This is a genomic window from Sporolactobacillus laevolacticus DSM 442 (assembly GCF_000497245.1).
In the GTDB taxonomy this organism is placed as follows: domain Bacteria; phylum Bacillota; class Bacilli; order Bacillales; family Sporolactobacillaceae; genus Sporolactobacillus; species Sporolactobacillus laevolacticus.
Window position 1 is genome coordinate 165,978 of sequence record NZ_AWTC01000001.1, and the last position, 26,531, is coordinate 192,508.

A 26,531-nucleotide genomic window follows, 5' to 3' on the forward strand; every position below is an offset into this window, starting at 1 on the left:
GGACTAACGCTCCTTGCGCTCTTGTTTGTTAAGATTTTCTGTCAAAAGCTTGGACACCAGATCGATCAGTGTGACAACACGCGGATATGCCATTCTTTTAGGGCCGATTACTGCAACAGTGCCAAGATGCTCACCGCCTATCGAATAGGTAGTAGTGATCAGGCTGCAATCCTCGATACCAATTAATTTATTCTCTCGCCCGATACGAATATGCAGGCCCTTTGCCGGCATGTTCATCAATTCACGGACAATTTCTTTACCTTCAAGAACATTGAGAAGAGAAATAATCTTATCGACATCTTGAAATTCAGGCTGAGAAAACATGTTGCTTTTCCCGCTATAGAAAATTTGCTCCGGATCATTGATTGTCAAACCCTCAGTCAATAGCGACATCACACGCTTATAATCACGGACGTGATTACGCAAAACATCGGCAATTTCTGCATTCAAACGATTCTGAAGCTGATAGAGCGGCACCATGTTCAGTTTCTCATTCAATATGTTGACAATCTTCTCAATATCTTCTGCTTTAATCGAGTCCGGGACAGACACGACGCGATTTTCCACATGGCCCGTGTCGGTTACAATAATAAGTACACCCTGAGTCGGACTAAGCTTAACCAATTGAATATGCTTCATTTTCATTTCCAGAAGTTCAGGACCAATCATGATTGCCGTATAATTCGTGAACTCGGAAAGTATCTTGGCCGTAACGCGAATCAGTTCCTCGGTCTCAGAAAACTTTTTCTGATAGGCATCACGGATATTGCCCATTTCGTCGTCGGGAAGCAGTGCCGGCGACAGCAAATGATCGACATAAAATCGGTAACCTTTTTCCGACGGCACCCGTCCTGATGACAGATGCGTTTTCTCAAGGTAACCCATCTCTTCCAAGTCCGCAAGCTCGTTTCTGATCGTCGCAGGGCTAAAATGAACATCTTCCCGCTTGGCGATTGATCGTGAGCCCACAGGTTCGGCAGAGACAACATAGTCATTAACTAAAAGTTGCAGCAAAAACAACTGACGCTCAGTTAACATCTTGTTGATCACCTCTGTTAGCACTCTATCTATCCGAGTGCTAAATCTACATTAAAATTTACCAACTTCATTCCTATTTGTCAAATGTTTTCAGTCATTCTAATGAGACATGTTCATAGAAGTTTCGCAGGATTTGGAGATTCCCGCTTTAACTAAGATCCGACTTGTTATCGTGGATTAATCACGCTACTTGTTGACGGGACTTTGCGAACTTCCTCTATGAAATTAAGAACGCCTCAAACACATTATTCCCCAAAAAGACCCCTTTTCTCGTCATCAAAATCCTTCCATCTCGTTCAGTGAGCAAACCTTCTTCTTTCAATTGATTTATCTGGGCACCGTAGACTTGCTCAATCGTTTTACCAAATTTTTCTTCAAAACGCGCTACGCTCACACCTTTTAAAAGACGGAGGCCAAGGAACATTTCTTCTTCCATTTTTTCAGTCGAAGTCACAGTGTGCTCAGACATTCTTGAATGACCGACCGAATGTACACGCTCAATATATTTTTTTACCGGTCCGGCATTGGCATATCTTACACCGTTCACATAGCCATGTGCTCCGGCGCCTATGCCATAATATTCTTCATTTTGCCAGTACAGGGAGTTGTGAACACCCTCATAACCTGGCTTCGAAAAGTTACTGATTTCATATTGGTTTAAGCCGTACTTTTCCAAAGCAAAAATGATTTGTCCATACATATCCGCCTCAATATCTTCACCCGGAAGCTTCAATTTGCCACTCTTCATCCGATTAAAAAAAATGGTTTTCGGTTCAAGCTGCAGTGAATAAATCGAGATATGTGGTGTTCCAAGACTTAAAGCCCGATCCAATGATTCATGCAGGCTTGCTTCAGTCTGCCCGGGCAAAGCAAACATAAGATCGAGCGTTATATTATGAAAACCATGTTTCTGAGCAAGGCGAACGGCATATTCTGCATCGCTTGCATTATGCGCGCGTCCAATCGATTGCAGCAGCTTATCGTCAAACGTTTGAACACCTATGCTCAATCGGGTGACTCCATGTCGCTTCATGATGTTCAGCTTTTCTTCAGTGAGGCTTTCCGGATTAGCTTCTACGGTAAACTCTCGGACACGCGGATTCATGAGATAACGGTCGATATCCGAGAACATGCGCTCAAACTGTCCTTCATTTAATGCCGTTGGTGTCCCGCCACCGATATACAGCGTTTCAGGCAGACCGTTAGCACGGTAGCTGTTCATCTCTGTTGACAGTGCATCAAGATAGTCATCAACCGGCTGATTCTTCATAAATACTTTATTAAAATCGCAATAATAACAGATATGGTCACAAAAAGGGATATGAATGTACGCGCCCTTTGCTGCATTATGATTAATCGTCATGGCTCATTTTGAACACGGCCATGAATGCTTCCTGCGGCACTTCGACACTACCGACCGCCTTCATCCGCTTCTTGCCTTCTTTTTGTTTTTCCAACAGTTTGCGTTTACGTGAGACGTCGCCGCCATAGCATTTTGCAAGTACGTTCTTACGCAGAGCTTTAATCGTTGAACGCGAAATGATTTTTTGTCCGATTGCCGCCTGAATTGGCACCTCAAACTGCTGGCGCGGAATTAATTCCTTAAGCTTCTCAACAATTGCTTTGCCGCGGTCATATGCAAATTCTTGGTGAACAATGACAGAGAGCGCGTCCACTTTTTCTCCGTTGAGCAATATATCCATTTTCAGCAAATCGCTTGTACGGTAGCCGTCCATCTCGTAATCCAGAGATGCATAGCCTTTCGTGCTCGACTTGAGGAAATCAAAAAAGTCGTACATGATTTCCGACAGGGGCAAATCATAAATCACATTTGTCCGATTAGCATCGAGGTATTCCATCGTTTGGAACTCGCCGCGCTTTCGCTGGCAAAGCTCCATAATCGCGCCAACGTAATCGTTAGGCGTCATTATCGTTGCTTTGACATAGGGCTCTTCTATTTCTGAAATAAACTTACGTTCCGGCATTTCAGAAGGATTACCGACACGAACACTTGAGCCATCAGTTAACTTGACGTTATAAATAACGCTCGGAGCGGTAGCAATCAAATCAATGTTAAACTCACGTTCCAGCCGTTCCTGAACAATATCCATATGCAATAGGCCGAGAAATCCGCATCGGAAGCCAAAACCAAGTGCTTCAGATGTTTCCGGCTCGTATTGAAGCGCAGAATCATTCAATTCAAGGCGGCCAAGCGCTTCACGAAGATCGTCATAACGCGCGGTGTCAATAGGATATAAACCACAATACACCATTGGATTCATCCTTCGGTAACCGGGAAGCGCTTCGGATGCAGGCTGATCTGCATGTGTCACCGTGTCACCTACCTGTGTGTCATGAACAGATTTAATCGACGCCGTCAAAAAGCCGACATCGCCTACAGATAAAACATCACGGTTTTCAATTTTTGGTGTTGATACACCTACTTCCAGCACCTCGAACGTTTTTCCGTTCGCCATCATTTTGATCTTGTCACCGACACGAACGGTCCCCTCAACAACCCGGATATAGACTACGACTCCTCTATAGGCATCATAAAGAGAATCAAAAATGAGTGCTTTTAACGGAGCTTCCGGATCTCCTGCTGGTGCGGGAATTTTATCAATAATCTGCTTGAGAATTTCATCAGTACCGAGACCAGTCTTGGCAGACGCAAGCACCGCTTCAGAAGCGTCCAAGCCGATAACTTCCTCAATTTCATTTTTAACCCGATCAGGATCGGCGTTCGGCAAATCAACTTTATTAATAACCGGAATAATTTCCAGATTATTTTCCAATGCAAGATACACGTTCGCAAGTGTCTGAGCCTCGACGCCTTGTGCCGCATCAACAACGAGGAGTGCGCCCTCGCAAGCAGCTAGACTTCGAGAAACTTCATAAGAAAAATCGACATGTCCTGGTGTGTCGATCAAATGAAAAATATAGGTTTCGCCATCCGGCGCTTTATAATTTAATTCAACTGCATTGAGTTTTATGGTAATTCCACGTTCACGCTCCAAATCCATTGCGTCAAGCGCTTGCGCCTTCATTTCTCTTTGCGTTAACGCTTGTGTCGCTTCCAATATCCGATCTGCCAAGGTTGACTTGCCATGATCGATATGAGCAATAATTGAAAAGTTGCGGATATGCGACTGACGCGTATCTTTCTTATCTGACATAATTGTTCCTCCTGCTCGTAAAAAACACCACTTATTCTCGATTATATCAATCGACAGAGAGCGTTTCAATCTAGAATACTGAATGGATATGAGCCAGAGAGTTTGAGGATGAAAAATCTTACAGGGAGAATAACCTCAGGACTGATCTTATCAACAAAAAATGATTTTCAATAAAAACGCTCCAAAAGTATGCCTTCCTCAGGATAAAACTGCTTTTCATAAGTCCATGCATTTATCCGTGTATATTCTGAAGCTTGGCACATATTTCCTTTTGGACTGTATTAATCACTTCCTAAACAATGAAAAACCGACCAGTATACTGATCGGCTGAAATCTGTCGTTAATGTTTTTATGCAAAAACTTGGATCAAACCATCCACTACCTCTGCAATTGCACTGATCACTAATAGAAAGAAACGCTGCACTTTTTCCGAAAGTGAATACCCATTTTCAACAGTTTTTTCAGGCGGGTTTGAGACTGTCTCTTGACCTTCAGAAGTTTGTTCATTTGATTTCGGGACAACAATTTTTTGTGTTTGAAAAACCGTACCGGTTGATTGACTTGCGATTTGCGGATGTTGCGCGTCCCTGACAGTTACCGCCCCATAAAGCATGCACAAAAGCAACAAGGAAAGAATAACGATACATTCAATGACAAAACGTTTCATTATTTACCGCTCCCTCCTCTTATTGCTTGTCCACAAGTCTGTTATTTGTTTTATCCTATGCACAAGAATTTTGCAGTATAACCTTAATGGGTATATGCGCCAACATTTTTCTGATTTACTTGATTATGGAGGGCTGCATTGAGTCCCTCTGCAATCACATTGCCCATCTTTTCAATGAAGAAGTCGACTTCCTTTGGCGTAACCATCAGTTGTGTGCCACTCGCACCAAGTGCTTCTTGAATTAATTGGGCTTTTTCTGCTTCGCTCAATGTACCCACCATACCGAGAAAAGCGGCTCGATTTTCTTTACTTGGAAGTTTCAACCCTTTATAATCTACTTTTTCTCCAAACGATATCCATGAAGGAGTAAGTGATTTTGATGGATTGTTTTCCGACATCTCTCGTTCCAAATGGCGAAGCAACAAGTCAAGTGAATCACTAGTGATGGTGACGGCATCGACAACAGTAGGAACTCCAATGGCAATCACCGGTATTCCCAAGGATTGACGACTGAGTTCTTTGCGATTGTTTCCGATACCGGAACCCGGATGAATCCCGCTATCGGCAACCTGAATGGTTGTGTTGACACGATCAATCGCCCGCGCGGCTAACGCATCGATTGCAATGAGAAAATCAGGTTTCGTCTTCTCGATGACGCCAAGAATGATGTCACTCGTCTCAATACCGGTTACTCCCATAACGCCAGGCGTGATGGCGCTGACGGGACGGTATCCTGGCTGAACATTCTCAGGTTGAAGATCAAACATGTGCTTAGTAACCAGCACGTTCTCCACAACGCTTGGTCCAAGTGAGTCAGGCGTTACCTTCCAGTTTCCTAAACCGACAACAAGACAGCTGGCATGCTCTGATATGTTGAGTTTCTTCAGAAATTGAGCGAAATACTTTGCAAAAACTTTCTCTGTTTTTTCCTCAATCTCTGTATCTCCTGTACGCAGCTCCTTTGCTTCAAAGGTGAGATAAGCACCTGCCTTTTTATGCATTGATGCAGCTGCTTGTTGATCAATGACCATTGATGTCACTTTTATGCCGTCTTCCATTTTTTCCTCAACATGTACGCCTTTGTTTGACGTTTTGTTGGCATTTTCTTCAATAACAAGGTCTGTCCGTACTGCGTAATTTTTCAAATCTAAATCGCTAGTCATGCGCTTGAATCCTCCTTGTACATGGAATAAGCCAATGTGAACGATATATATCTGTTAAAAGGATGTTCATTTGCGCTTTTTTCATTCATTCATTGCAAAAGATGGGACGCTTTGATACAATACACTTTGTCAGAATGAATCTCTGCTCATAGGAATAGAGGCTTTTTCAGCCTATCGTTTATTTATAAAAGAACGTGTTTATTTCGGCGGAGTTAGTATGATGACCGGGAATTCATGATTTGGAGGTGAATCGAATGCCAAATATTAAATCAGCGATTAAACGTGTAAAAACGAGCGAAGCGAACCGTCAGCACAATGTGCAATATAAGTCCGCAATGCGCACAGCTATTAAATCATTCAACACGAAAGTTGAAGAAAAAGATGTTGAAGGCGCAAAGGTCGCTTTTGTTGCTGCAACGAAGAAGGTTGACAAGGCAGCTACTAAAGGCTTGATCCATAAAAACAAAGCAGCTCATGAAAAGTCAAGACTTTCCAAGAAATTGAATACGCTGGAAGCTTAAGCATGAAAAACGGCTCGCTAGTGAAGCGGGCCTCTTTTTTTTTATGCTTTTTTTTTCAATCTTAAGCAGTTCTTCTGGAAATCTCGACAATGAGCATCTCTAATGCCAGAAGCTTATCCGCCTGGCCAGTTTTGATCTGGTAATCCGTTTCCGCGCATTTCTCAAGTGCATGACGCAGCAGCGCCGAGCTAAAAAGACGAGTCTGATCCAAGGCCAACTTTACTGCGTAAGGATGGACGCCAATCTTGCCGGCAATACTATTCTGTGTATATCCCGCGTTCTGATAAAAACCAGCCTGATACACAATCCGGAACTGCCTCTCTAAAAGAGCAAGTAATTTCAACGGTTCTTCCTTCATCCGCACCAAATCATGGAGTAAGTGCAGCGCATCAGCAGTTTTTCTTTGCATTACTTGGTTAACAAGAAGAAACACATTTGTCTCCAATGATCTCGATCCGATTTCATCAACTACTTGAGCGTCAATTGGTCGATCAGTTCCGCAATAGAGCGCACATTTGCCAACCTCATTCGCAAGCTGCCCGAGATGCGGACCAATCGCCGCAATCAGTTGCTCATGTCCGTCCTTCGTGTATCGGGCGCCATATTGAGTAGCCACATTTTCAAGAATGTTAAACAGTGTTGTGTCAGTTAAATGAGAAAGTTCGTAAACAGCTGCAGTCTTCTCAAGACGCTTAACAATTTTTTTACGGCGATCAAGTTTTTCATAAGGTGCAGCAATCAGGAGCACCGTGTCTTCAGCAGGATGCTCTGCATATTGCTCGAGCCTTTCAACCTTCTGCTCGATTTTTGTCTTTGCTTTTTCGGCAGTCAAAAAGTACGCATTGTCCAGAACGACTACCTTCTTTTCGCCAAAGAAAGGAACCGTTTCAGCGTCTTCAATGGCATATTCTAGGGGTGCCTCTGTCATATCGTATCTTGAATAATTGAAATCCCGCTCTTCCTCGCTTAACGTTTCATCCGTAATATTTTTCTTCATCATTTGGATGAGATAATCCTGGGTACCGAATAGCAAGTATATAGGTGCGAGCGGTTTGCTTATTGATAAATTGGCTGATTTGGGTGCTGCCATTATTTTTTCATCCTTTATCTTAACGAATGTTCCCTTCTCCTGGGTTCGTTCTAATATATACATTTACTTTACCGTCCGCTCGTCCCGATGACAAGCCAAAAAAGAAAGCGGCTAAGTCGCCGCTCTCTGATATATATATGAACACCCGACTGACGAAGCCTAGGACAACGCTGGTCAGGCGATATACATTACTCTCTCTATGTTATCCTATGATCCAGAAAAGTATGGGTGACAACTCTTGACAGAAAGCGATAAATGTTGGAAATTTATTTAATTCATGGCGACAGCGCACTTTTAATACTGACAATATGATCTTGGTCAAATGAAAAAGAGATCGCCCCTTCCTGATCTGTGCGTAAGCTGCGGATGTTACGTTTCTGCAATGCTTGCACCACTTCCTGATGCGGATGTCCATAACGGTTATTCTTCCCGCATGAAATAATGCCTATTGCGGGTCGCAACTGATCAAGCCAGAGTTCCGATGTTGATGTGCGACTACCGTGATGACCTAATTTAAGTACGTCGGCTCGAATATACGGGTATCTTTTCATCACTGATTTTTCTCCATTCTGACTTAAATCACCAGAAAACATCCAGCTTTTCCCGCCAAGTTCCACTTGCAGTACTATCGAATTATCGTTGCTTTCACGTGATCGTTCATTCGGAGAAAGCACGTGGAAACTTGCGTCACCAATTTTAATCACCATGCTTGCATGCACAAGCGACAATCGTGTTCCTTCATTTATCATTTTTCTAAAAAGTGCCCGATCTGTTTTGTCAGGATCATGATAAGGGCTGATCAGCAATTTATTAATCACAATTTTTCCAGCAATACCTTTCATACCTCCAATATGATCAAAATCCCTATGTGTAAGCACCATCGCATCGAGTTGATTAATACGCAAAGCCATTAATTCATGCAGGACAACGTCTCTTCCGACTTCGAACGGCTTTTTCCGGCGCTCCCACTTTTCCTGTCTGTAAGGTATTGTCCCGCCAGTATCAATAAGCAAAGTGCCTTGTTTGTGCGGCAGCTGAATCAGGATGCTGTCTCCTTGCCCAACGTCTAGAAATGTTACGGATCCATATGGATTGGCATAATCTGCGGCATAGACCCACACATACATAAGCAAAAATGGAGCAAACAACACGACTATCGCTTTGACCCCCTTTTGTGATTCCCATGTCACAAAAGCCGCCGCGACCATCAAAATTGAACCACTGGTTTCCCATCCGGTCAGAGCACCGTAATTAAGTTGAAGCGGAGGGTGATTGTACAGGTAGAGCAGGACATAGTGGGGGATGTAAAGCAGCAGATCCGTCACAAAAGACAAGAAATCAGCTAGAGGCATGAAAAACAGCGAGCTGATAAAAGCAGCCGTACAAAGAGGGAAGATAATGACAGTGATGAAAGGAACAAAAAAGATACTAAGCAGAATACCTGCAAGTGAAAGCTGGTAGAAGTTCAAAACAGTAATGGGAAAGGTAGCGAGTTCGCAAATAAGTGTGAGAGTAATCGTACGAACAATCGAGGATTGATAGGAATGGATAACCAAAGGACCCGCAATCAGAACGATAAAGGTGACAACAAATGAAAGCTGGAACCCAAGATCAAACACAAGGTTAGGATCATAAGCAACCATTAGAAGGCATGCGAGGCTGATTGGATCGGAAACAGGAAGGCGTCGTTTTCGAAACAGCTCAAATAGCAGCACAATGATTGCAGTAAGTCCCGATCGAATAATGGATGCCTCTGCTCCTGTCAAGACCACATAAACTGGAATGAGCAAGATCAAAAGAATCAGAGCAAATTCTCGAATTACACCTGCACGCCTGAGCAGATAAAAAAGTGTTCCGAAGACAACCACGACATGCATACCTGAAACAACGAGCAGATGTACCAGACCAAACATTCTGTATGCAGAAGTAAGATCATCATTCATACCGCTGTCGTCTCCAAAGAGCAGAGCATTCATCATTTCAGCGCTTGAAGATGAAAAATTCGTGGAGATGAATCTGATCTGGTTCTCGCGGATGCGTTGAAGCATGCTGTAAGGCGTAAGTACAGCTTTTGCATAGGAAGGCGAATGACTGGCTTTGAATTGCCAGTAAATATGATGCCGAGACAAATAAAGACGCTGATTAAATGCATGAAAATTGGACGGCTGAGAAGGTTTTTCAAGCTTGCCTGAAACGCGGCACACCATTCCTGGTTTCAATTCTCGAATCAGCTTATCCTTTTCTGCTTTTGAATGCAATTTCACATAGGTAAGGACCGACTCGCTCTCGCTCGTTTTTAGCTGGAACTTGAGCATATTGCCGTCAAACTGAGGAAGATCAGCAATACGTCCATACAATATTTTCTCTTTTCCGGATAAGACTGACTGATTCAATTGAAAAAACATAAGGTCTATTTTAATGACAATAAACACTAAGAATATCGCGATGAGTAGCGCATAGTTCTTTCTAATTACAAGAAACAGCCCATAGATGAGTATCAACATCATCGGTACCCACGAATGCTCACCCAAGCTGGCCCAGGCTGCGAAACAACCGCACAAAGCAAAAAGATGCCATCTGCCGGAAAAAGGCATATCAGCCGGCACCTTTAATGCAGCGACATAGCCAATTATGCACTAGGCACATGTGTGTTCGCCTCCTATTCAATCATTGCGTTACGTTTCCCATCATTTTAAGTTCAAAAAAATTATCAAAAGGTACCTTCTTCACATTCACCTTTGCCGCTTTATAAAGCTCTTCGGCATATGGGTCATTCTTATAGTCCTTAGCGAAATAGACACTTTTAATGCCTGCCTGAATGATCGCTTTGCAGCATTGGATGCAAGGATAATGTGTAACATAAATTTCCGCGCCGTCGGTCGGCTCACCAAATTTCGCACATTGAAGGATTGCATTCATCTCCGCATGAATTGTTCGTACGCAGTGGCCGTCGACTATATAACATCCTTCATCCGTACAATGCGGGCCGCCTGCAATAGATCCATTATATCCCCCTGCGATGATCCGTTTGTCACGGACGATGGTTGCGCCGACAACAAGCCTCGTGCATGTGCTTCTTGAAGCAAGTAAATGACTCTGTGCCATAAAATATTGATCCCAAGATAATCTTTTCATGTTCTTATTTCCTCCTGATCTGAGTAAACCTGTCCCTATTGTATCAGAATACACCTCCCTTTCGCTTACTGATTTTTTCCTGTGAGAGAGTCATTGAAGTGAAGCTGCCGGCTTAATTTTTTCCAAAGATTTGTCACCGATACCCGAAACATTGGTCAGTTCATCAAGACTTTTAAATGGGCCATGCTCCTCTCTGTATTGGATAATCGCCTTCGCTTTTGCAGGTCCGATACCCGGCAGGTTTTGCATGCCCTGTTCATCAGCGGTGTTCACATTGACTTTTTGTTCGGGACCGCTCTGCCCTTGCGAGGTACCAGTAATTCCTCCCTGACCGACAATTTCCCCCACACTCTTATCGCCTTTCTCAGGTACATAAATCACCATCTCATCTGCCACTTTCTGCGCAAGGTTTATTTTGTTGCGATCCGCCTTTTTTGTTAGTCCACCAGCCAGTGCAATTCCATCAATCACTCGATCAGAAGAATGTACATGATAAATTCCCGGATTCCGCACTGCACCCTTGATATCGATGACCAGATCCATCGACGCTCCGTTATCCTGCTCAACAATTTTATCGCCGGCATTTTCAGATGGCGTTTGGTCTTGTTTTGAGACGAATTGATTAGATTTTTGTATTTCCACCGTATTCTTAATCGTCGATTGATGCTGATAGAACATCCAGAGTATGATAACCGCAATGATCAGAACAGCACTGATAAGTAATTTGTATTTCATCCACAGAATTTTCATCGGATACCCCCTTTTCAAGTTACAGAAGCATACAGTTATGCCATACATAATCTTGGCACTTATGACATAGAGTCCAAAAAGGATAGAGAACGAGATTGAGGTGAAGTGCAATGAGGATCGGCGTGATCGGAACAGGAAATATGGGCTCGCTAATTGTCGATGCTTTAGTGAGAAGCAAGGCAACAAGACCGAGGTTCATTTCCGTCACAAACCGGACGAAACAGAAAGCACTTGAACTGGCAAAAAAGTATCGCCTGCTATCGGTCTATTCATCACCGAACGAAATTCTCCAGCATGCGGACATCGTCTTTCTCTGCGTAAAACCAGCGGAGTTTCACCCACTTCTGCAAACTTTGCGCGGCAGGTGGCATCCGAAACAGCTGGCCATCTCAATCACAAGCCCGATCAGTGTGACCCAGCTTGAAAGCCTGATTCCATGCCAGGTAGCCCGCGTGATCCCGAGCATTGTAAATCAGAGTCTTTCAGGCAGCACACTTGTAACGTTTGGATCCAGCGTGACCGATGTCCAAAAGAGCAAGTTGTGGGCCATTCTTTCACAATTTTCGCATCCAATTGAGATCGATGAAGAAAATGTACGTGTCGCGTCGGATATTTCCAGCTGCGGTCCTGCATTTTTATCTTACTTGCTTCAAAGGATGATTGATGGAGCAGTAAGCAGCACCTCTATTTCAAAAAAACAGGCGACGCAATTAACAACGGAAATGGTGGCGGGATTGGGGAAAATATTTGAAGAACACATCTACACACTTGAAGAATTACAAAAAAAAGTTACGGTGAAAGGCGGAGTGACAGGAGTCGGTTTAGCTGTCTTAGAGCAAGAGATCAGTGACGTGTTTGAAAAGCTGTTTACTGAAACACAGAAAAAATTCATAGAGGATCGTCATGTGGTAAACACTGAATTCAATGGAGATTAAACAAAAGACGAAACGGCAACATGAATGAAAGGGTATATATTTATTTTCGACAATACTTACTATAATCCTGCTTCAATATAGAATTTTTTATTAGAAAACTTTGCTTCGTCAAACCTCTAGCGATAGCCGAGTCTTAGTGACACTTATACGATAGTCCTTAAGAAATTCTTTTTGCATAAAAAAAATGATCCATACGATCTCGCTTCTTTAGCGAATTGTACCGGATCATTCCTTTTTATCTCTTCACGCCTGTTCTTGTTTCTCCATTGGCAGGTCTTCAGTTCGAGACATAAAACTATGTAAAACCATACCCACCATGATGACCAGCATACCGGTCCATGAAAGTAGTGAAGGCAATGGCGCGGATAAAAGTACCAGCTCACCGAGCACGGTAAAGAGCACTTCCATCGATTGCGTTGCTTCAACAGCTGCCAGTTTCTGCATATTGCCACGCACTTGATCCGTCGCCGAGAAAAAAAGAATTGTTGCAATGACACCGGAACTGATAGCAACGATGAACGACTGCGTAACCTGTGTCTGGCTTGGTTTCCCTGCCGTGAATAGTCCGTAAACCGCCAAGATGAGCCAAAAAGGCATACTCGCCAGTGTCATGCCGAATACCCGCTGATAAGTATCCAGTTGTCCCCCGCAAACATCCATCATCTTCCTATTTCCCAGTGGATAAGCAAAAGCGGCGATCACCACTGGAACGACAGCTAATAATGCATAGCGAATCGAAAGACTGCTTGTCTGCTCGACTTGAAGCAGTGCAATCCCAAATAAGATGATTAGAGACAACATGAGCCCTTTAACCGGTATCCTTCCTCTTATTCTCATCTCTCCATTTATCGACGGAACCGTTACGTAGAACAACGGAGCTAGCAGTGAACCGGCGACGATCGTGAATTGCCAGGTACCTGCAATCAGCCAACCCGGGGCAAAGCTGGAGGCGTAACATAATGGAGCGTAGAACAACCCGAAACCAACAGAACTCCACAGAACCCAACGCCGCCAATCCTTCTTCATCGCACGTAGAAGAGGCATGAGATTCCCTCTCACAAACACAATTAAAGCAAGGAACGGGAGCATAAAAAAGTAGCGCAATGATCCGCTCCAAATCCAGCTTCCCCCGGATAATTCCATCGAGCGGTTAAAAATAAAGGCCGCGGCAAAGAAAAAGGCCGCAAACACACCAAGCACAATCGCTTTCAAATACGTTCCCTCCTCACATTAAGTGCAGATCAATAAGTGAATTGTCAGTAAATTAAGTCTAAATCTAATAAAAGAAAATGTGGAGAGAAAAACATCTCCACACTTAATCAGCAATTCACATTACTCTGTTGATTTTTGGAATCGGATACGGATTCCATAAGCTTTGCACGCTTGAGATAACCATCAAAAGGTATGAACCCGAACATGCTGTGAAAATCGTTTATCAACTTAGTGTAAACATAGCCGACTTTAAGAGTCTGTTCAAAAAGGAGGACAAAAAGGGCCGAGGTCAGGCAAAACGCCACGTCCTGTGGCATGCCTGACACTAGCACGTCCTGTGCGTCGAAGATCAAGGAAGGGCAGTTTCGAGCACCGGACGTACTTCTACAGGATAGTGACTTCGACGTTACTCACAGGACGTGAGTGTAATTAGTCGAAGATCCCCTCTAATACGTGAGGAGCAGAGAAACAAGTTGACGAAGAGAACTTCCGCAGGATGCGGTGACTTCTGCGTTATGCACAGGACGTGCATGTAATTAGCAGAAGATCCTTCTTACCCTTTCCCGGANACTTCCGCAGGATGCGGTGACTTCTGCGTTATGCACAGGACGTGCATGTAATTAGCAGAAGATCCTTCTTACCCTTTCCCGGACTTTTTGAACTCCCCTATTTAAAGAGGCTTTTTTTCTAATGTATATAATGGGGCATCTCCCCATAATTTTTCCAATTGATAATAATCTCGTTCGTCTTTGTGGAAGACATGAGCGACCACATCGCCTAAGTCAATCAGGACCCAGCGTGCCTGGTCATAGCCTTCCATTCTGTGGATCGTCAGCCCTTTTTCTTCCGCCGCTTTTCGCAACGCCATTGAGATAGCCTGTACTTGTTTTTCTGAATCGCCGTGGCAAATGATAAAATAATCTGCCATGATTGAGATTCCTTGCATTTTCAGCATCACAAGATCCTGAGCTTTTTTGTCGTCCGCTGCTTCTGCGAGATACTTAACCCATTCCTCACTGTTCATTCAGTCACCTCATTGATTTTTCTTATTTGTTCTTAAGCTGTTGTACGAGATCATTATATGCTTCAAATGTCTTCGGATAGACGCTTTGGCTTTTTGACAAAAGATGAGTAATTGTTTTTTGCAATTCCAGAAAAACAGCCTGATTGAGATCCTGCTTGGCAGCTTCCCTTACCTCATCAACGCCTGGGAAATCACGGCCAGGTTCAATATAATCGGCCAAGAAAATAATCTTCTCAAGAAGTGTCATCTGCTTGCGCCCGGTTGTGTGATAGATAACCGCATTCAGGATATCCGAATCGACAATACCGAAATTTTCTTCAATGTAGATCGCTCCGGCAGGCGCGTGCCAAAGTTTATCCGAATAATCAAGACAGTCGCCCCATGTCCCTGGTTTGCGCAGTATCATCGTCTTCAATTCATCGTCAGAAAAATATTTGACGATATCATGAAGCATCCCTGCAAGTTTTGCCCGATCTTTGTCTCCGCCATACTGCTCCGCAAGCATGCCTGCCGTTTCCGATACACCGACTGAATGCCGGTATCTTTTTTCCGGGAGAATAGCCTTTATTGCCTTCTCTGCTTCTTCAATCTTCATAAAGTCGTCGCTCCTTTATGTAATTTATGACTGCGTCGCTAAGAAAGTAGCGGCATGAACGCCCAAGCTTCAGCCGCTCGCGCAGAAAACTTGAGGACAGATCAACCTTCGGCATGTCGATATACCGCACATCCGCAATATCCGGATGTGATTCCGGATAGCCGGGACGCTTAAAAGCAATGAATGAAGTCAATTTGCAAAGTTCTTCGATCTGATGCCATGTTGGAAGATCATCAACCATATCTGCGCCGAGAATGAAATAAAAGTGATCATCCGGATACATCTCTTTTAATTCACGAAAGGTGTCAACTGTATATGACTTGCCTTTGCGTTCTATTTCCGCAAAATTGACTGCGAATCGATCATTGCTTTCAATCGCTAATTGAACCATCTTCGCACGCTGTTCGGCGCTTGTATGCGCCTTTTTCCCTTGTACATGCGGCGGCTGATAACTTGGCAAAAACCATACCTGATCCAGTTCACAGGCTTCCAAAGCCTCCTCTGCAATCAGAAGATGCATAAGGTGCGGCGGATCAAAAGTGCCGCCAAAAATGCCAATTCTTTTAGTCATAGAACTTTAACCTACTTTTTTGGACATTCAATTCGTCTGTGCTCTTTAGACGGCCTGTAAAAGATTGCTGTATGACCAATCACTTGCACAAGTTCAGAACCGGTGCGTTCACTAATTTCTTCACCCGCCGCAACCGGATCCTCGAATGTGTTCTGTAAAAATTGAACTTTAATCAGTTCACGTTTTTCGAGTACATGATCAATCTCGTCAATGAACTGGTCATGCACACCCGTTTTTCCAACCTGAAAGACAGGTTTCAGTGGATGCGCCAGTTTTTTTAAATACTTTTTCTGATTATTACTTAGCATAATGCTCTTAACTCCTTCATGTTCAACTCAAGACAGAAATGTGCGAATCAAGTAGTCTTCCATTTTTTTTGTGTCGGGGTATACCCCCGTCCATTTTTGAAAGGCGAGAGCGCCTTGGCAGACCAGCATCGGAAGACCATTCATCACGCGATATCCTAGCCGCTCCGCATCATTTAGAAAGGCCGTCCGATTCGGACGGTAGATGAGATCAACGAACAGTGTATTCGAAGCGGCTCCATCAATCTTGATAACCTGGTGATCTGTCTCTGGGTATAAACCCAATGACGTCGTATTGATAATGATCTGATACTGGTCAATCTGTTTCTCAGCTTGGGCAAAATTTAATGCCTGAGATGTGCAAAATTTCTTGCAAGACTCACTCAGTATCAGTGCCCGTTCGAATGTGCGGTTACAAATATCAATTCTAGAACAGATTGCCTGCGCAAGCACTAAAGCAACCGAACGTGCCGCTCCACCGGCGCCGATGATCAGAACTGATGGTTTTTGAGTAGCAAGCATTGGGAAATGAGCCTTCAGACCTTCGAGAAAGCCCATACCATCTGTATTATACCCGATTAACCGCCCATTAGATTGAACAACAGTATTCACAGCACCAATCGTTTCTGCCAAAGTGCTGACTTCATCAAGTAATGGCATGATTGCAGTTTTGTGCGGAAAAGTGACATTAAAGCCATGAATTCCAATTGCTTTTAATCGTTCTACGGTTTCGGCAAGTTCTTGCATTGGTACGGAATACGCCTTGTAATCTCCTGATACTCCTGATTCCTTGAACCAAAAATTGTGCATGGCTGGTGACAGGCTGTGCTCAATTGGCTCACCAATAAGGCCATACCGTTTTTCCATTTCAGTTACCCCTTTATGATTGACGGACGCAGAGAAACACCTATGCCTTTCGGCGCATACGCTGAAACTCTAGCCCCTTTGCCCTTGATTGTAATCCAGCCTAAACCGGAAAAGACAACATCCGAGTCATTTTCTTCGGTGCGGAAATCATACCGTTCCATTTTCGGAAGAATGGTCCCTTCACTTGGCGGCGCCAGCAAATGACCGAGTTGACGAGCATATAAATCATCCGCCTGGTCGGTCTTCGTCCGGTGAATCAGTAATGAACTTGCGACATAGGCAATTAACGACCGTTTCGATGGGCCGATGTAGTCAACTCGAGCAAGTCCTCCTAGAAACAGTGTCTGATTTTCATTAAGCTGAAAGACCTTGGGTTTGATTTCTTTGGCAGGCATAACCTTCTTGTAATCACGTGTTTCGATAAAATGTGCCACTTGATGAGCATTGACCACTCCAGGTGTATCATACAAATTGCAACCGTCATCCAGCGGTATCTCAATAAAATCAAGAGTGGTTCCCGGAAATCTTGAAGTGGTGATAACCGATTCTGAACCCGACTGCTGGATCAGATGGTTAATAAACGTTGATTTCCCAACATTTGTTGCACCGACAACATACACATCCCGACCTTGCCGATAATAATCGATTTGTGCAGCAACTTCATCTAGTCCATGGTTTTTGCCGGCGCTCATCAGGAAAATATCCACAGGTTTAAGACCTTGTTCACGAGCAGCACGCTGTATCCAGCTGATTAATTTATGCTCATTCGTTGATTTAGGGAATAAATCCTTTTTATTGCCCACGAGCAAGATTGGATTATTTCCGACAAAACGCTGCAAACCTGGAACCCAGCTTCCGGCAATGTCAAAGAGATCAACGAGATAGACAACGAGTGCGTCCTTTTCAGCAATTTGCGAGAGCATATTGAGAAAATCATCGCCGGTTAGCGAAACCTCTTGGATCTCATTATAATGGGTCAGACGGAAACACCGCTGGCAGACAACCGGGTCATGTTGAAGCGCACTTTTTGGCGCATAACCCAGGGCATGTTCATCACTTGTTTGTATCTTAACGCCGCATCCCGCGCAAAATCGTTCATCCATGAATTATTCCTCCCATTTCAGCCATCCTTTGCGCCTCATAAGTGAAAGTATAAAACGCTCTAGGTGACGATTAAGCTTTGTTGCCCATCCATCCGTTGAAGCAATTGGTGCAACTAATATGGTGTGTGCCCCAACCTGATTACCTCCCCAGACATCCGTCATGAGCTGATCGCCGACAACAACCAGTTCATCTTTTTTCACGTTCATTATCCGCATTGCACGTTTAAAAGCAAAAGGAAGCGGTTTTCGCGCCCGGAAGATATACGGAATATCCGCCGGATGTGAAAAAAGCTTGACCCGTTTCTCACTATTGTTCGACATGATCATGACCGAAATGCCCGCTTTTTTTAACGAAGAAAACCATGCAACCAATTGCGGTGTAATATTGGGCTCATTCCAGGCCACTAGCGTATTGTCAAGATCCGTGACCAGTCCCTTGATTCCTCTCTTTTTCAGCATTTCCGGCTGAATATCTAATATATTTTCTACATGTTCATCAGGTAAAAATTTTTTCAACACTGAATTAGCCACCTCATATTCTGATCTCATTTTCCCACATGTTGACGTTTTTACCAACCCCTAAATCTCTTTTATCCGGTTCACCCTTTAAATCTCTAAAAAAACACAATAAATGGTAATACTATGTACAAGCATGTACAAATAGTTCCTAAATATTTCGACAAAACTTGACAGGTTAAATTATGTGGATAAACTTGTCCACATCTTTCTCCAATAAAATCCTGCTTTATCGCAAATTACCCACACGAAATGCACAGTTTATCCACTTTTGTTGTGGATAAAACACGAATTGTTCAAAATCTTTGAACATGATAGAGTGTACTTATTGGAAAAACCGGCGGTATTTTGTACGTAGCAGAAATTCGCTCGTGCTTATGACCTATCTTTTCACTACTTCATTTCCTAGATCGCTTACGAAGGAGCTGAAAATTGGTAACGGTTGACAATAGACTTTTTCAGGCCGCCGATTGCAAAATTACCAGATTCTTGAGTTAATTCTAATCTAACAAACCATACTGTAGATTAATCCGTATAAGGATAATTGAGCAGTTCATACGGATTGATTTTTCACGCGATTAAAGGAGCTGAGAGACCGGAAACGGTTGAGAATGGAGACACTTTCGGATGATCTACTTATTGAATCTTACACTAAAGCCAAGGAATATCATTTAAGCGAAGACTTTATCAAGCTCATCGAGAAAGAGATAGAAAGAAGAAGCCTGTGCAACAAGATGCGTCAAACAAGCTAATTACCTAACAAGGAACCAGATAACCTGCAAACTGCCACGATTCTTTTCGAATAGGACAGACACGGGACAGGACAAATGCCCATACATTAAAAGACAGCAAAGCAAAATCAGATCTCCCGGAGGAGTGGTCGGTCATGCTGTCGATTGTCGGTGGACTCGCGTATTTGTTCAAAAATGTGTGGCTGCTTGTATCTTACGTAAAAAACAATGCTTTTCCTCAGCCTCTTTCAGAGGATGAGGAAGCAAGATGCCTGACATTGATGGCTGAGGGGAACGAAGATGCCCGTAATAAACTGATCGAACACAACTTACGGCTCGTCGCCCACATTGTAAAGAAGTTTGAGAATACAAAGGAAGACACGGATGATTTAATCTCAATCGGAACCATTGGACTTATTAAAGCAATTAAGAGCTATTCTACCGGAAAAGGAACAAAACTCGCGACCTATGCGGCTCGCTGTATAGAAAATGAAATATTGATGCATTTACGCGGCCTAAAGAAAACCCGTAAGGATGTCTCTTTAAATGATCCAATCGGTCAAGATAAAGAGGGAAATACCATATCTTTGATTGATATCCTTAAATCAACAAATAAGGATATCGTCGATGAAATTTCGTTAAACCTTGAAACAAAAAAGATATATGGCGCGTTGCATGTCTTGGATCCTCGCGAAAAAGAAGTCATCATCGACCGTTTCGGACTGGACAATCAAAACGAATTGACACAACGGGAAATCGCAAAAAAATTGTCTATCTCCAGAAGTTATGTCTCGCGTATTGAAAAACGTGCCTTGATGAAGCTGTTCAATGAAATTTACCGAAGACCAAACAAATAAAACTTTTGAAAATAAGCATTCTCATACCCTATCAGGTTGTTCAATGGTACACTTATTTTAGAGAAGTTCAGAATAAGGATGAGAATCGAGGCATTATTATGAACGAATCAGACAAAAGAAAAGGCTTGAACCTAATGGGCGAGCCGGAGAGAATAATAAGCCTTCACTTAGTTGTCGAGGGTAGAGTGCAAACTGTTGGTTTCCGATATTTCACATGGCAACAAGCTAATGTATACCGAATTTCCGGTTGGGTGCGCAATCGTGAAGATGGCAGTGTGGAAATCGCTGCCGAAGGTGAAGAAACCGATATTAAGCAATTCGTCAAAACGATAAAAAAAGGAAGTCCCTTCTCACGGATTAAACACGTGGATATATATGAATATTCAGAACCGAAAAATTACAAATTGTTCGAGATAAAAAACTCTATTTAAATTAATGTTCCCACAAGCAAACTGAAAGCGATAACGCTTCGTTGTGGGCACACTGAAAATTGGACATCAGCTTTTTTTCGGGGCTGGGGTCCAATTTTCTTCACAAATAAATCGGTTAATTTACACATAAAAACCCCTTGAACACTGTTGATCAAGAATTGCTTCATGAACACTTTTCTGATACTGCTCACGCTTGACTTCTAAAACCCTATTAACTGCTGTTGATTTCCATTCTAAGGTTACAGCCAGCTTTTTAATGTGAAAACAGATCATTTTTACTCCCCCTAAGCATTTCTCATTTGCTCTTTACATCAATAATTTTAAATTTAGACGTGCACGGCAGCGACAGACTGATGAACGGTTTTCGTCTCCTTCCCAAGTCTGAATCTTTTTCATCCCGAAAAATAAAAAACCGCTGAACGATTCTTTAATAAATCGTTCAGCGGTTTTTCGTTACATGAAATGTTCGAACATTAATTAACTCGAATTACCTCGATTATAACTTTTCTTTGAGCTTTGATGATCGCCAATAAAAAAAGAATGAAAGCACTAAAAAAATGAAACTGGAACCGGAAAGAGTTTCAAGTTTCCATTGGATCTCACCAAACTTCGGAATCAGTGTTCCTGTATAAAGAAATGTACTTAAGAATAGGCATAACATGCCAATTCTACGGCAATCGATAATTTTTTCAAAAATGATTTTCTGTTGTTCTTCCATCATCATCCCTCCGTCACTAGATTAATATAACATGAGATGAAAGTAAGGAAGTCAGGTAGTTTCTGACAAAAAAAGAACACTGCCCGTTCCGGCAGTGCCATGATCTACTCGTTAACTTAATGCTTGATCTAAATCTTCGATTAAATCTTCAACATCCTCAATACCTACGGACAGGCGGATTAATCCGTCAGTAATGCCAAGTTCCTCCCTGCGCGGCTTCGGAATGGAAGCATGAGTCATTTTAGCCGGTACCGAGATCAAGCTCTCTACTGCGCCCAAACTCTCTGCCAGTGTAAAATAACGTGTCTTTGCAAGAATCTTATTAACAGTCTCTTCATCCCCCGCATCAAAGGAAATCATTCCGCCGAATCCACCCGCTTGTTTTTCCGCAAGGGCATGACCTGGGTGACTTGCAAGTCCTGGATAATAGACTTTCTTCACTTTCGGATGTGCCTGAAGGTATTCAGCAATCTTATTTGCGTTCTTTTCGATCTGCTCCATGCGCAGACCCAAAGTTTTGATTCCACGGACAAGCAGCCAGGCATCTTGAGGTCCTGGTACGGCGCCTACTGAATTCTGAATAAAGCCGATTTTCTCAGCCAGATCATCGGAAGCAACGGCAACCAAGCCGGCAACGACATCGCTGTGGCCGCCGATATACTTCGTTGCGCTGTGAAGGACAATGTCAGCGCCGAGGTCTAGTGGATGTTGCCAGTACGGTGTCGCAAATGTGTTATCGACGATTAACAGCAACTGATGCTGGTGGGCAATCTGTGCCGCTTTGCGAATATCCGTCACCTTCAATAGTGGATTCGTTGGCGTTTCCAAATATACAGCTTTGGTTTGTTTTGTAATCGCTTGTGTGATCTGATTTGGATCGCTTGTGTCAACAAAGGTTGCGGAGATTCCGAGTCTCTTAAACACTTTATCCACGACACGGAATGTTCCTCCATAGACATCATCTGTGATCACCACGTGATCGCCACTGTTCAGCAGCATCAGGACTGAAGAGATTGCCGCCATTCCCGAGCCGAACGCAAATCCTGCCTTTCCGTGTTCTAATTCTTGAATCAGCACTTCCAAGGCGCGGCGTGTCGGATTGGCCGTACGTGAATAGTCGTAACCTTTGGTTTTACCAACAGCTTCTTGTTTATAAGTGCTCGTCTGATAAATGGGAACAGACACACTGCCTGTGTATTCATCTCCAAAAATTCCTGCGTGAATAACTTGTGTTTTCGGTCTCACTATGAGCCCTCCCTGTTTTTTCTTCTTGTTACACTATGTGTTCAGTCATAAATATGCTCGCTGAGATAGCGTTCGCTAGAGTCTGGAAAAATGACAACGATATTCGTACCAGGCGCTGATTTTTCAGATTCGAGCAAAGCTGCGTGCAAAGCGGATCCGGAAGAACTGCCTATTAGCAAGCCTTCTTTCTCAGCAGCTTCTTTTAACCGTCGGAAAGCGTCCTGATCGCTAATTGTATAAATTGCATCAAAATACTTGGTTTTCACAAAAGAAGGAATAAACTCCATTCCAATTCCTTCTGTTCTATGCGATGCAGGTTTCCCGCCGTTCAATATTGATCCAACAGGTTCAACAACTACCGTTTTCACATTTGGATTTTTCTTCTTCAAATACTCAGCAGTACCTGTGAATGTCCCGCCGGTACCAGCACCAGCGACAAGAACATCCACCTTTCCATTCAGGTCTTCCCAAATCTCAGGACCTAAGGTTTCAAAATAGGCATTGGGATTATCCGGATTTGCAAACTGGTTCGGGCAATAGCCGCCTTTGATCTCCCTCTCTAATTGTCGGGCTTTGGCGACTGCACCCGCCATGCCCTGATCAGTAGGCGTGTTCACAACCTGTGCACCCAATGCTCTCATCAGAATTTGTTTTTCCATACTGAATTTTTCAGGCACGCAGAAGATCACATGTATACCCTTACCTACCGCAGCGAGCGCAAGGCCAATCCCGGTGTTACCGGCGGTCGGCTCAATCAGTGTGCCGCCGGGCTTCAATTTTCCAGATGCCATCGCTTGCCGGATCAGTTTTTCGCCCAACCGATCTTTGACACTTCCACCTGGATTAAAATACTCGCATTTTGCGTACACCTGCACACCCGCTGGAAGCGGAAACGCATGTAGCGCCACGAGCGGCGTACGTCCAACTAATTCGTGGACGTTCTGATATAAAGTCACAACCTTTCACTCCCTGTAATTCGGGCACAAGGTCTGGTTTATGCATAAATCTCTTTCCACTCTGCCTTGTGCGCCAACATTTTTTCCGCAATTTTCTTTGCGCCGACAAGATCGTGGCTTGCCGCCCAGCCGCATTGGTAACAGTTTGCAGCTGGAACTTCAGTTGCGTTCAAGACATCGGTGAGCGTTAGTTCAAGAGCCTGAAGAATTGCATCATAACTGCTGTTATCGATGATCGACACATAGAAGCCTGTCTGGCAGCCCATCGGTCCGACATCGAATATATTATCAATATGATTACGAATATTTTCTGCCATTAAATGTTCAAGAGAATGTAGTGCGGGCATCTCCATATGCTCCTCATTCGGTTGGCAAAAACGAACATCATATTTATAAATTTCATCGCCGTGCGGCGCTTTCGTTACACCAACGAGGCGAACATACGGCGCTTTCACCTTTGTATGATCCAAATTAAAGCTTTCAACGTTCATCTTTCTGCGTTCTGTCACTTAAGCCATCTCCTTTATGAGTGAAAGAATAAATTCAGCTGAGTGCTTGGCTGCTGTTGGTAAGAATTGATCAAACGAAATATTGGATTCTTTCCCAGCAATGTCTGATAGTGATCGGACAATTAGGAATGGCACGCCAAATTGATGGCACACTTGTGCAATCGCAGCTGCCTCCATTTCAACAGCTTTTATCTCTGGAAAGGTATCCTTCAATCCTTGGATACGCTTTGCATCCGCCATGAACGAATCGCCGGTTCCAATCCACCCATCGACAATCTGATGTCCTGTTAATACGGCTTTTGCGGCTTCTACAGCCTCCTTTGCCAACTTTTGATCCGGCAGGAAAGCTGGCGGCATGCCCGGAATCTGTCCCGGAACGTAGCCAAATGCAGTTGCATCTGCATCATGATGAACGACCGCCGATGAGATCACTACATCGCCAATATTTAATGATGGATCAGTTCCTCCCGCTGATCCGGTGTTAATCACAAATTCCGGGTGGAAGTGATCAATTAATAGTGTTGTCCCGATTGCCGCACTTACTTTACCGATGCCGGACTGCAACAACACAACGGCTGCACCTTGAAGTTCTCCTGTATAGAAACGGCAGCCGGCAATTTCACTTTCTTCGACTCCGGTCATTTGTTTCCTGAGCAAATCAACTTCTTCTTCCATTGCTCCGATAATTCCTAATGTCACAACTTCTTCCTCCTGAAACGCATCGTTCAATTTTTTTCGGCAACAATCAGCCAAGCAAATCGGTTCATCTGCTTAAAATACGGCACAAAGTGATGTTTGCGGAAGGCCGTATAAAGCGTCTGACGAATTGGGTAATACTCCGTGCGAAGGTCTTTCAGCAAATGAGAGTAGCCATGCACTTTCGCCCAACGATGCACCTTTTTCTTTTCGATTTCACTGTCAAATAGTGTATCCGCAAAAACTATTCTACCATTAATCGGAAGAAGGCGGCCATAATTCTCAATCGCCTGTTCTTTTTCTTCATCGGTTAGATGGTGGAACGCGAAGGAGCTGACGATCGAATCGATTTGATGATCCGGCAGCGGAAAATCGAGAAAATCTCCGTCATACAATTGAAGTTCCGGAATTTTCACTTTTGCTTTCAGTCGCATTTTTTCCGACGGTTCAATACCGATCACATTCAGTCCTTGCTTCACTAATTCTTTTGTCAAATTACCTGTCCCCACGCCAAATTCGAGTACCTCGCCTTTCGCGTGGCTCGCTACTGTCTGAAGAATATATTTATAGTCTCTGAAGACCTCCTGGTACTCCAAGTCGCTTCCAGAAACAGATTGGTCATAAACGTCTGCCCACTTTTCAAAAGTGTCAATAAATTCCCGTCCCATACGTTTTTCCTCCCATACCGTTTTAATAACCTTAAATTCATATAATATTAGTATGGAATAGTGGCTTTAATGTCACTAAATTTATCACACATCCTTTTAATAATCAATAGATAACCTTTGGCTAAAGCAGTCCACTGAGGAAAACGATTGCATCTTTTCACTCACGAAAACCTTGCTCCATCGCGAGCGATCTTGTTTTGGAAAGATTCGCCGTGATGGGCGTCCATCTATTAATGTATTGCTTCATCTCAATTGACATGTCGTCTAAATGAAAAAAAGCCGCCCAAGGCGACTCATTTCCTCATAGACTTCATTGACTTTAAGGATTTTTTACGTTATCCGCTTGCCAGTGTCCATCTTTATAAATTAAATGAACAACATAGATCGCACTTTGATTGTTTTTTGGTGAGACACGCGCTAGTGAGCTGTTTGGCGATCCGCCGTTTCCGAGCCAGCGAATAGTCATATTTGCTTCGTCAATACCTGTCGCTTGGGCAATCGCGTGCACCTGCGCGTTCCAATCTTCAGATCCCATCTCATAAGATGCCTGGTGATTCTGATCTGACTCTTGAGAGTCTGAACTCGACGTATCTGAGCTGCTCTCGTTGTCATTCGATGCCTGACTCGTTCCGGAATCCGATGATGATTGATCCGATGACTTGCTCTCTTTCGACTGACCGCTTGTGCTTGAAGCTGCATGTGACTGCGACGCCGTTTTATTTGATGATGGCGATGTATTGAAAACGGAAATGAGAATGATACAACCCACTGCAAGAATTAACAGTGAGACAATGCCAATCGTCCAGCTCAGCATACGGTCCGCCTTGCTCTTCCGTTGCTCGACGCGAGACGAATAGCCACTCCCTCTCTGGTTTCTCATTGGACATCCTCCTTTTTGACAAACAACAATAAGTTCAGATTTATGGCAAATGGCAAAATAAAGGCCACTTTAGACTTTAATAACCTTGAAAACCTATTTCTTCCAGGCAGGTTTAATCAGAGCTGATTTGCCAAAACCTATACATACTCAAATAAATGGTTCGCAGCAATGA

30 protein-coding genes are annotated in these 26,531 nt (G+C 43.5%); 5 read left to right on the forward strand and 25 right to left on the reverse strand.

Annotated elements, in window-relative coordinates; all coding sequences use genetic code 11:
• Positions 1–3 precede the first annotated feature (3 nt).
• From hrcA to gpr, 5 genes are all read right to left on the reverse strand, one after another.
• The gene (gene hrcA, locus P343_RS20225) at positions 4–1,038 is read right to left on the reverse strand and encodes a heat-inducible transcriptional repressor HrcA (protein WP_023508504.1); all 1,035 of its coding nucleotides are present in this window, start codon (positions 1,036–1,038) and stop codon (positions 4–6) included.
• Positions 1,039–1,255: 217 nt separating this feature from the next.
• Positions 1,256–2,401 carry a radical SAM family heme chaperone HemW gene (gene hemW / locus P343_RS20230; protein ID WP_023508505.1) on the reverse strand — a complete coding sequence of 382 codons (1,146 nt, stop codon included), beginning with the start codon at positions 2,399–2,401 and terminating at the stop codon, positions 1,256–1,258.
• A complete protein-coding gene (lepA, locus tag P343_RS20235) occupies positions 2,391–4,214 on the reverse strand; it encodes a translation elongation factor 4 (RefSeq protein WP_023508506.1) in 1,824 nt (607 codons plus the stop codon). Before lepA ends, hemW begins: the two co-directional genes overlap by 11 nt.
• 349 nt (positions 4,215–4,563) lie before the next feature.
• The gene (locus P343_RS20240) at positions 4,564–4,881 is read right to left on the reverse strand and encodes a hypothetical protein (protein ID WP_023508507.1); all 318 of its coding nucleotides are present in this window, start codon (positions 4,879–4,881) and stop codon (positions 4,564–4,566) included.
• Positions 4,882–4,964: 83 nt separating this feature from the next.
• Positions 4,965–6,044, reverse strand: a complete 1,080-nt coding sequence (gene gpr, locus P343_RS20245) for a GPR endopeptidase (RefSeq protein ID WP_023508508.1) — start codon at positions 6,042–6,044, stop codon at positions 4,965–4,967.
• 254 nt (positions 6,045–6,298) lie between these two features.
• Between gpr and rpsT the strand changes: the two genes are divergently transcribed.
• Positions 6,299–6,565: a 30S ribosomal protein S20 gene (rpsT, locus tag P343_RS20250; protein WP_023508509.1), complete on the forward strand. Its 267-nt coding sequence runs from the start codon at positions 6,299–6,301 to the stop codon at positions 6,563–6,565.
• 61 nt (positions 6,566–6,626) lie between these two features.
• On the opposite strand, the gene holA is transcribed toward rpsT, so the two are convergent.
• The 4 genes from holA to P343_RS20270 all read right to left on the reverse strand — a co-directional run bounded on the left by holA (position 6,627) and on the right by P343_RS20270 (position 11,540).
• Positions 6,627–7,655 (reverse strand): DNA polymerase III subunit delta, encoded by a 1,029-nt coding sequence (gene holA, locus P343_RS20255; RefSeq protein WP_023508510.1) that lies wholly within the window; start codon positions 7,653–7,655, stop codon positions 6,627–6,629.
• A gap of 275 nt (positions 7,656–7,930) precedes the next feature.
• Complete coding sequence (locus P343_RS20260; protein ID WP_236620304.1) at positions 7,931–10,162, reverse strand: DNA internalization-related competence protein ComEC/Rec2; 2,232 nt, start codon at positions 10,160–10,162, stop codon at positions 7,931–7,933.
• A 160-nt stretch (positions 10,163–10,322) separates the two neighbouring features.
• Complete coding sequence (locus P343_RS20265; RefSeq protein ID WP_023508512.1) at positions 10,323–10,790, reverse strand: ComE operon protein 2; 468 nt, start codon at positions 10,788–10,790, stop codon at positions 10,323–10,325.
• Positions 10,791–10,880: 90 nt separating this feature from the next.
• On the reverse strand, positions 10,881–11,540 hold the full coding sequence (locus P343_RS20270; RefSeq protein ID WP_023508513.1) for a helix-hairpin-helix domain-containing protein: 660 nt from the start codon (positions 11,538–11,540) through the stop codon (positions 10,881–10,883).
• A gap of 122 nt (positions 11,541–11,662) precedes the next feature.
• On the opposite strand from P343_RS20270, the gene comER reads away from it, so the two are divergent.
• Positions 11,663–12,475, forward strand: coding sequence for a late competence protein ComER (gene comER / locus P343_RS20275; RefSeq protein ID WP_422784798.1), 813 nt, complete (start codon positions 11,663–11,665; stop codon positions 12,473–12,475).
• Between the two features lie 243 nt (positions 12,476–12,718).
• Here the strand turns inward: comER and P343_RS20280 are convergent, their stop codons facing one another.
• The 8 genes from P343_RS20280 to P343_RS20315 all read right to left on the reverse strand — a co-directional run bounded on the left by P343_RS20280 (position 12,719) and on the right by P343_RS20315 (position 18,671).
• Positions 12,719–13,687 carry a DMT family transporter gene (locus P343_RS20280; protein ID WP_023508515.1) on the reverse strand — a complete coding sequence of 323 codons (969 nt, stop codon included), beginning with the start codon at positions 13,685–13,687 and terminating at the stop codon, positions 12,719–12,721.
• 670 nt (positions 13,688–14,357) lie between these two features.
• A complete protein-coding gene (gene rsfS, locus P343_RS20285; protein WP_023508517.1) occupies positions 14,358–14,711 on the reverse strand; it encodes a ribosome silencing factor in 354 nt (117 codons plus the stop codon).
• 22 nt (positions 14,712–14,733) lie between these two features.
• Positions 14,734–15,306, reverse strand: coding sequence for a bis(5'-nucleosyl)-tetraphosphatase (symmetrical) YqeK (gene yqeK, locus P343_RS20290; RefSeq protein ID WP_023508518.1), 573 nt, complete (start codon positions 15,304–15,306; stop codon positions 14,734–14,736).
• Complete coding sequence (locus tag P343_RS20295; protein WP_023508519.1) at positions 15,296–15,877, reverse strand: nicotinate-nucleotide adenylyltransferase; 582 nt, start codon at positions 15,875–15,877, stop codon at positions 15,296–15,298. The genes yqeK and P343_RS20295 overlap by 11 nt, the downstream gene beginning before the upstream one ends.
• Positions 15,878–15,888: 11 nt before the next feature.
• Complete coding sequence (gene yhbY, locus P343_RS20300; RefSeq protein WP_023508520.1) at positions 15,889–16,185, reverse strand: ribosome assembly RNA-binding protein YhbY; 297 nt, start codon at positions 16,183–16,185, stop codon at positions 15,889–15,891.
• A 27-nt stretch (positions 16,186–16,212) separates the two neighbouring features.
• Complete coding sequence (aroE, locus tag P343_RS20305) at positions 16,213–17,049, reverse strand: shikimate dehydrogenase (RefSeq protein WP_023508521.1); 837 nt, start codon at positions 17,047–17,049, stop codon at positions 16,213–16,215.
• Positions 17,050–17,054: 5 nt separating this feature from the next.
• Positions 17,055–18,152, reverse strand: coding sequence for a ribosome biogenesis GTPase YqeH (yqeH, locus tag P343_RS20310; RefSeq protein WP_023508522.1), 1,098 nt, complete (start codon positions 18,150–18,152; stop codon positions 17,055–17,057).
• Positions 18,153–18,155: 3 nt separating this feature from the next.
• Positions 18,156–18,671: a YqeG family HAD IIIA-type phosphatase gene (locus P343_RS20315; RefSeq protein ID WP_023508523.1), complete on the reverse strand. Its 516-nt coding sequence runs from the start codon at positions 18,669–18,671 to the stop codon at positions 18,156–18,158.
• A 608-nt stretch (positions 18,672–19,279) separates the two neighbouring features.
• Between P343_RS20315 and sda the strand changes: the two genes are divergently transcribed.
• The 3 genes from sda (at position 19,280) to P343_RS20325 (ending at position 20,687) form a co-directional block, all read left to right on the forward strand.
• The gene (sda, locus tag P343_RS36565) at positions 19,280–19,420 is read left to right on the forward strand and encodes a sporulation histidine kinase inhibitor Sda (protein ID WP_084297689.1); all 141 of its coding nucleotides are present in this window, start codon (positions 19,280–19,282) and stop codon (positions 19,418–19,420) included.
• 134 nt (positions 19,421–19,554) lie between these two features.
• Positions 19,555–20,256: an RNA polymerase sporulation sigma factor SigK gene (gene sigK, locus P343_RS20320; RefSeq protein WP_023508524.1), complete on the forward strand. Its 702-nt coding sequence runs from the start codon at positions 19,555–19,557 to the stop codon at positions 20,254–20,256.
• A gap of 98 nt (positions 20,257–20,354) precedes the next feature.
• On the forward strand, positions 20,355–20,687 hold the full coding sequence (locus P343_RS20325; RefSeq protein WP_023508525.1) for an acylphosphatase: 333 nt from the start codon (positions 20,355–20,357) through the stop codon (positions 20,685–20,687).
• 120 nt (positions 20,688–20,807) lie between these two features.
• On the opposite strand, the gene P343_RS37020 is transcribed toward P343_RS20325, so the two are convergent.
• The 8 genes from P343_RS37020 to P343_RS20360 form a co-directional block, all read right to left on the reverse strand.
• Entirely contained in the window at positions 20,808–20,960 is a 153-nt protein-coding gene (locus tag P343_RS37020; RefSeq protein ID WP_023508527.1) for a hypothetical protein, read from the reverse strand.
• Positions 20,961–21,183: 223 nt separating this feature from the next.
• Complete coding sequence (locus tag P343_RS37715) at positions 21,184–21,411, reverse strand: YrhC family protein (protein WP_084297690.1); 228 nt, start codon at positions 21,409–21,411, stop codon at positions 21,184–21,186.
• Between the two features lie 105 nt (positions 21,412–21,516).
• Positions 21,517–22,650, reverse strand: coding sequence for a bifunctional cystathionine gamma-lyase/homocysteine desulfhydrase (locus P343_RS20335; RefSeq protein ID WP_023508529.1), 1,134 nt, complete (start codon positions 22,648–22,650; stop codon positions 21,517–21,519).
• Positions 22,651–22,691: 41 nt separating this feature from the next.
• Positions 22,692–23,606, reverse strand: a complete 915-nt coding sequence (locus tag P343_RS20340) for a PLP-dependent cysteine synthase family protein (RefSeq protein ID WP_023508530.1) — start codon at positions 23,604–23,606, stop codon at positions 22,692–22,694.
• A 38-nt stretch (positions 23,607–23,644) separates the two neighbouring features.
• Positions 23,645–24,115 (reverse strand): S-ribosylhomocysteine lyase, encoded by a 471-nt coding sequence (locus P343_RS20345; RefSeq protein ID WP_023508531.1) that lies wholly within the window; start codon positions 24,113–24,115, stop codon positions 23,645–23,647.
• Positions 24,116–24,814 carry a 5'-methylthioadenosine/S-adenosylhomocysteine nucleosidase gene (gene mtnN / locus P343_RS20350; protein ID WP_023508532.1) on the reverse strand — a complete coding sequence of 233 codons (699 nt, stop codon included), beginning with the start codon at positions 24,812–24,814 and terminating at the stop codon, positions 24,116–24,118.
• A 26-nt stretch (positions 24,815–24,840) separates the two neighbouring features.
• Positions 24,841–25,479: a class I SAM-dependent methyltransferase gene (locus P343_RS20355; protein WP_023508533.1), complete on the reverse strand. Its 639-nt coding sequence runs from the start codon at positions 25,477–25,479 to the stop codon at positions 24,841–24,843.
• A gap of 319 nt (positions 25,480–25,798) precedes the next feature.
• Entirely contained in the window at positions 25,799–26,359 is a 561-nt protein-coding gene (locus P343_RS20360) for a YrrS family protein (RefSeq protein WP_023508534.1), read from the reverse strand.
• Positions 26,360–26,531: the final 172 nt, after the last annotated feature.

Coding starts and splice junctions, on each gene's coding strand:
- hrcA (WP_023508504.1), bottom strand. CDS start 1,038: ATGTTAACTGAGCGTCAGTTGTTTTTGCTGCAACTTTTAGTTAATGAC.
- hemW (WP_023508505.1), bottom strand. CDS start 2,401: ATGACGATTAATCATAATGCAGCAAAGGGCGCGTACATTCATATCCCT.
- lepA (WP_023508506.1), bottom strand. CDS start 4,214: ATGTCAGATAAGAAAGATACGCGTCAGTCGCATATCCGCAACTTTTCA.
- P343_RS20240 (WP_023508507.1), bottom strand. CDS start 4,881: ATGAAACGTTTTGTCATTGAATGTATCGTTATTCTTTCCTTGTTGCTT.
- gpr (WP_023508508.1), bottom strand. CDS start 6,044: ATGACTAGCGATTTAGATTTGAAAAATTACGCAGTACGGACAGACCTT.
- rpsT (WP_023508509.1), top strand. CDS start 6,299: ATGCCAAATATTAAATCAGCGATTAAACGTGTAAAAACGAGCGAAGCG.
- holA (WP_023508510.1), bottom strand. CDS start 7,655: ATGGCAGCACCCAAATCAGCCAATTTATCAATAAGCAAACCGCTCGCA.
- P343_RS20260 (WP_236620304.1), bottom strand. CDS start 10,162: ATGATGTTGATACTCATCTATGGGCTGTTTCTTGTAATTAGAAAGAAC.
- P343_RS20265 (WP_023508512.1), bottom strand. CDS start 10,790: ATGAAAAGATTATCTTGGGATCAATATTTTATGGCACAGAGTCATTTA.
- P343_RS20270 (WP_023508513.1), bottom strand. CDS start 11,540: ATGAAAATTCTGTGGATGAAATACAAATTACTTATCAGTGCTGTTCTG.
- rsfS (WP_023508517.1), bottom strand. CDS start 14,711: ATGAACAGTGAGGAATGGGTTAAGTATCTCGCAGAAGCAGCGGACGAC.
- yqeK (WP_023508518.1), bottom strand. CDS start 15,306: ATGAAGATTGAAGAAGCAGAGAAGGCAATAAAGGCTATTCTCCCGGAA.
- P343_RS20295 (WP_023508519.1), bottom strand. CDS start 15,877: ATGACTAAAAGAATTGGCATTTTTGGCGGCACTTTTGATCCGCCGCAC.
- yhbY (WP_023508520.1), bottom strand. CDS start 16,185: ATGCTAAGTAATAATCAGAAAAAGTATTTAAAAAAACTGGCGCATCCA.
- aroE (WP_023508521.1), bottom strand. CDS start 17,049: ATGGAAAAACGGTATGGCCTTATTGGTGAGCCAATTGAGCACAGCCTG.
- yqeH (WP_023508522.1), bottom strand. CDS start 18,152: ATGGATGAACGATTTTGCGCGGGATGCGGCGTTAAGATACAAACAAGT.
- sda (WP_084297689.1), top strand. CDS start 19,280: ATGGAGACACTTTCGGATGATCTACTTATTGAATCTTACACTAAAGCC.
- sigK (WP_023508524.1), top strand. CDS start 19,555: ATGCTGTCGATTGTCGGTGGACTCGCGTATTTGTTCAAAAATGTGTGG.
- P343_RS20325 (WP_023508525.1), top strand. CDS start 20,355: ATGAACGAATCAGACAAAAGAAAAGGCTTGAACCTAATGGGCGAGCCG.
- P343_RS37020 (WP_023508527.1), bottom strand. CDS start 20,960: ATGATCTGTTTTCACATTAAAAAGCTGGCTGTAACCTTAGAATGGAAA.
- P343_RS37715 (WP_084297690.1), bottom strand. CDS start 21,411: ATGATGATGGAAGAACAACAGAAAATCATTTTTGAAAAAATTATCGAT.
- P343_RS20355 (WP_023508533.1), bottom strand. CDS start 25,479: ATGGGACGGGAATTTATTGACACTTTTGAAAAGTGGGCAGACGTTTAT.
- P343_RS20360 (WP_023508534.1), bottom strand. CDS start 26,359: ATGAGAAACCAGAGAGGGAGTGGCTATTCGTCTCGCGTCGAGCAACGG.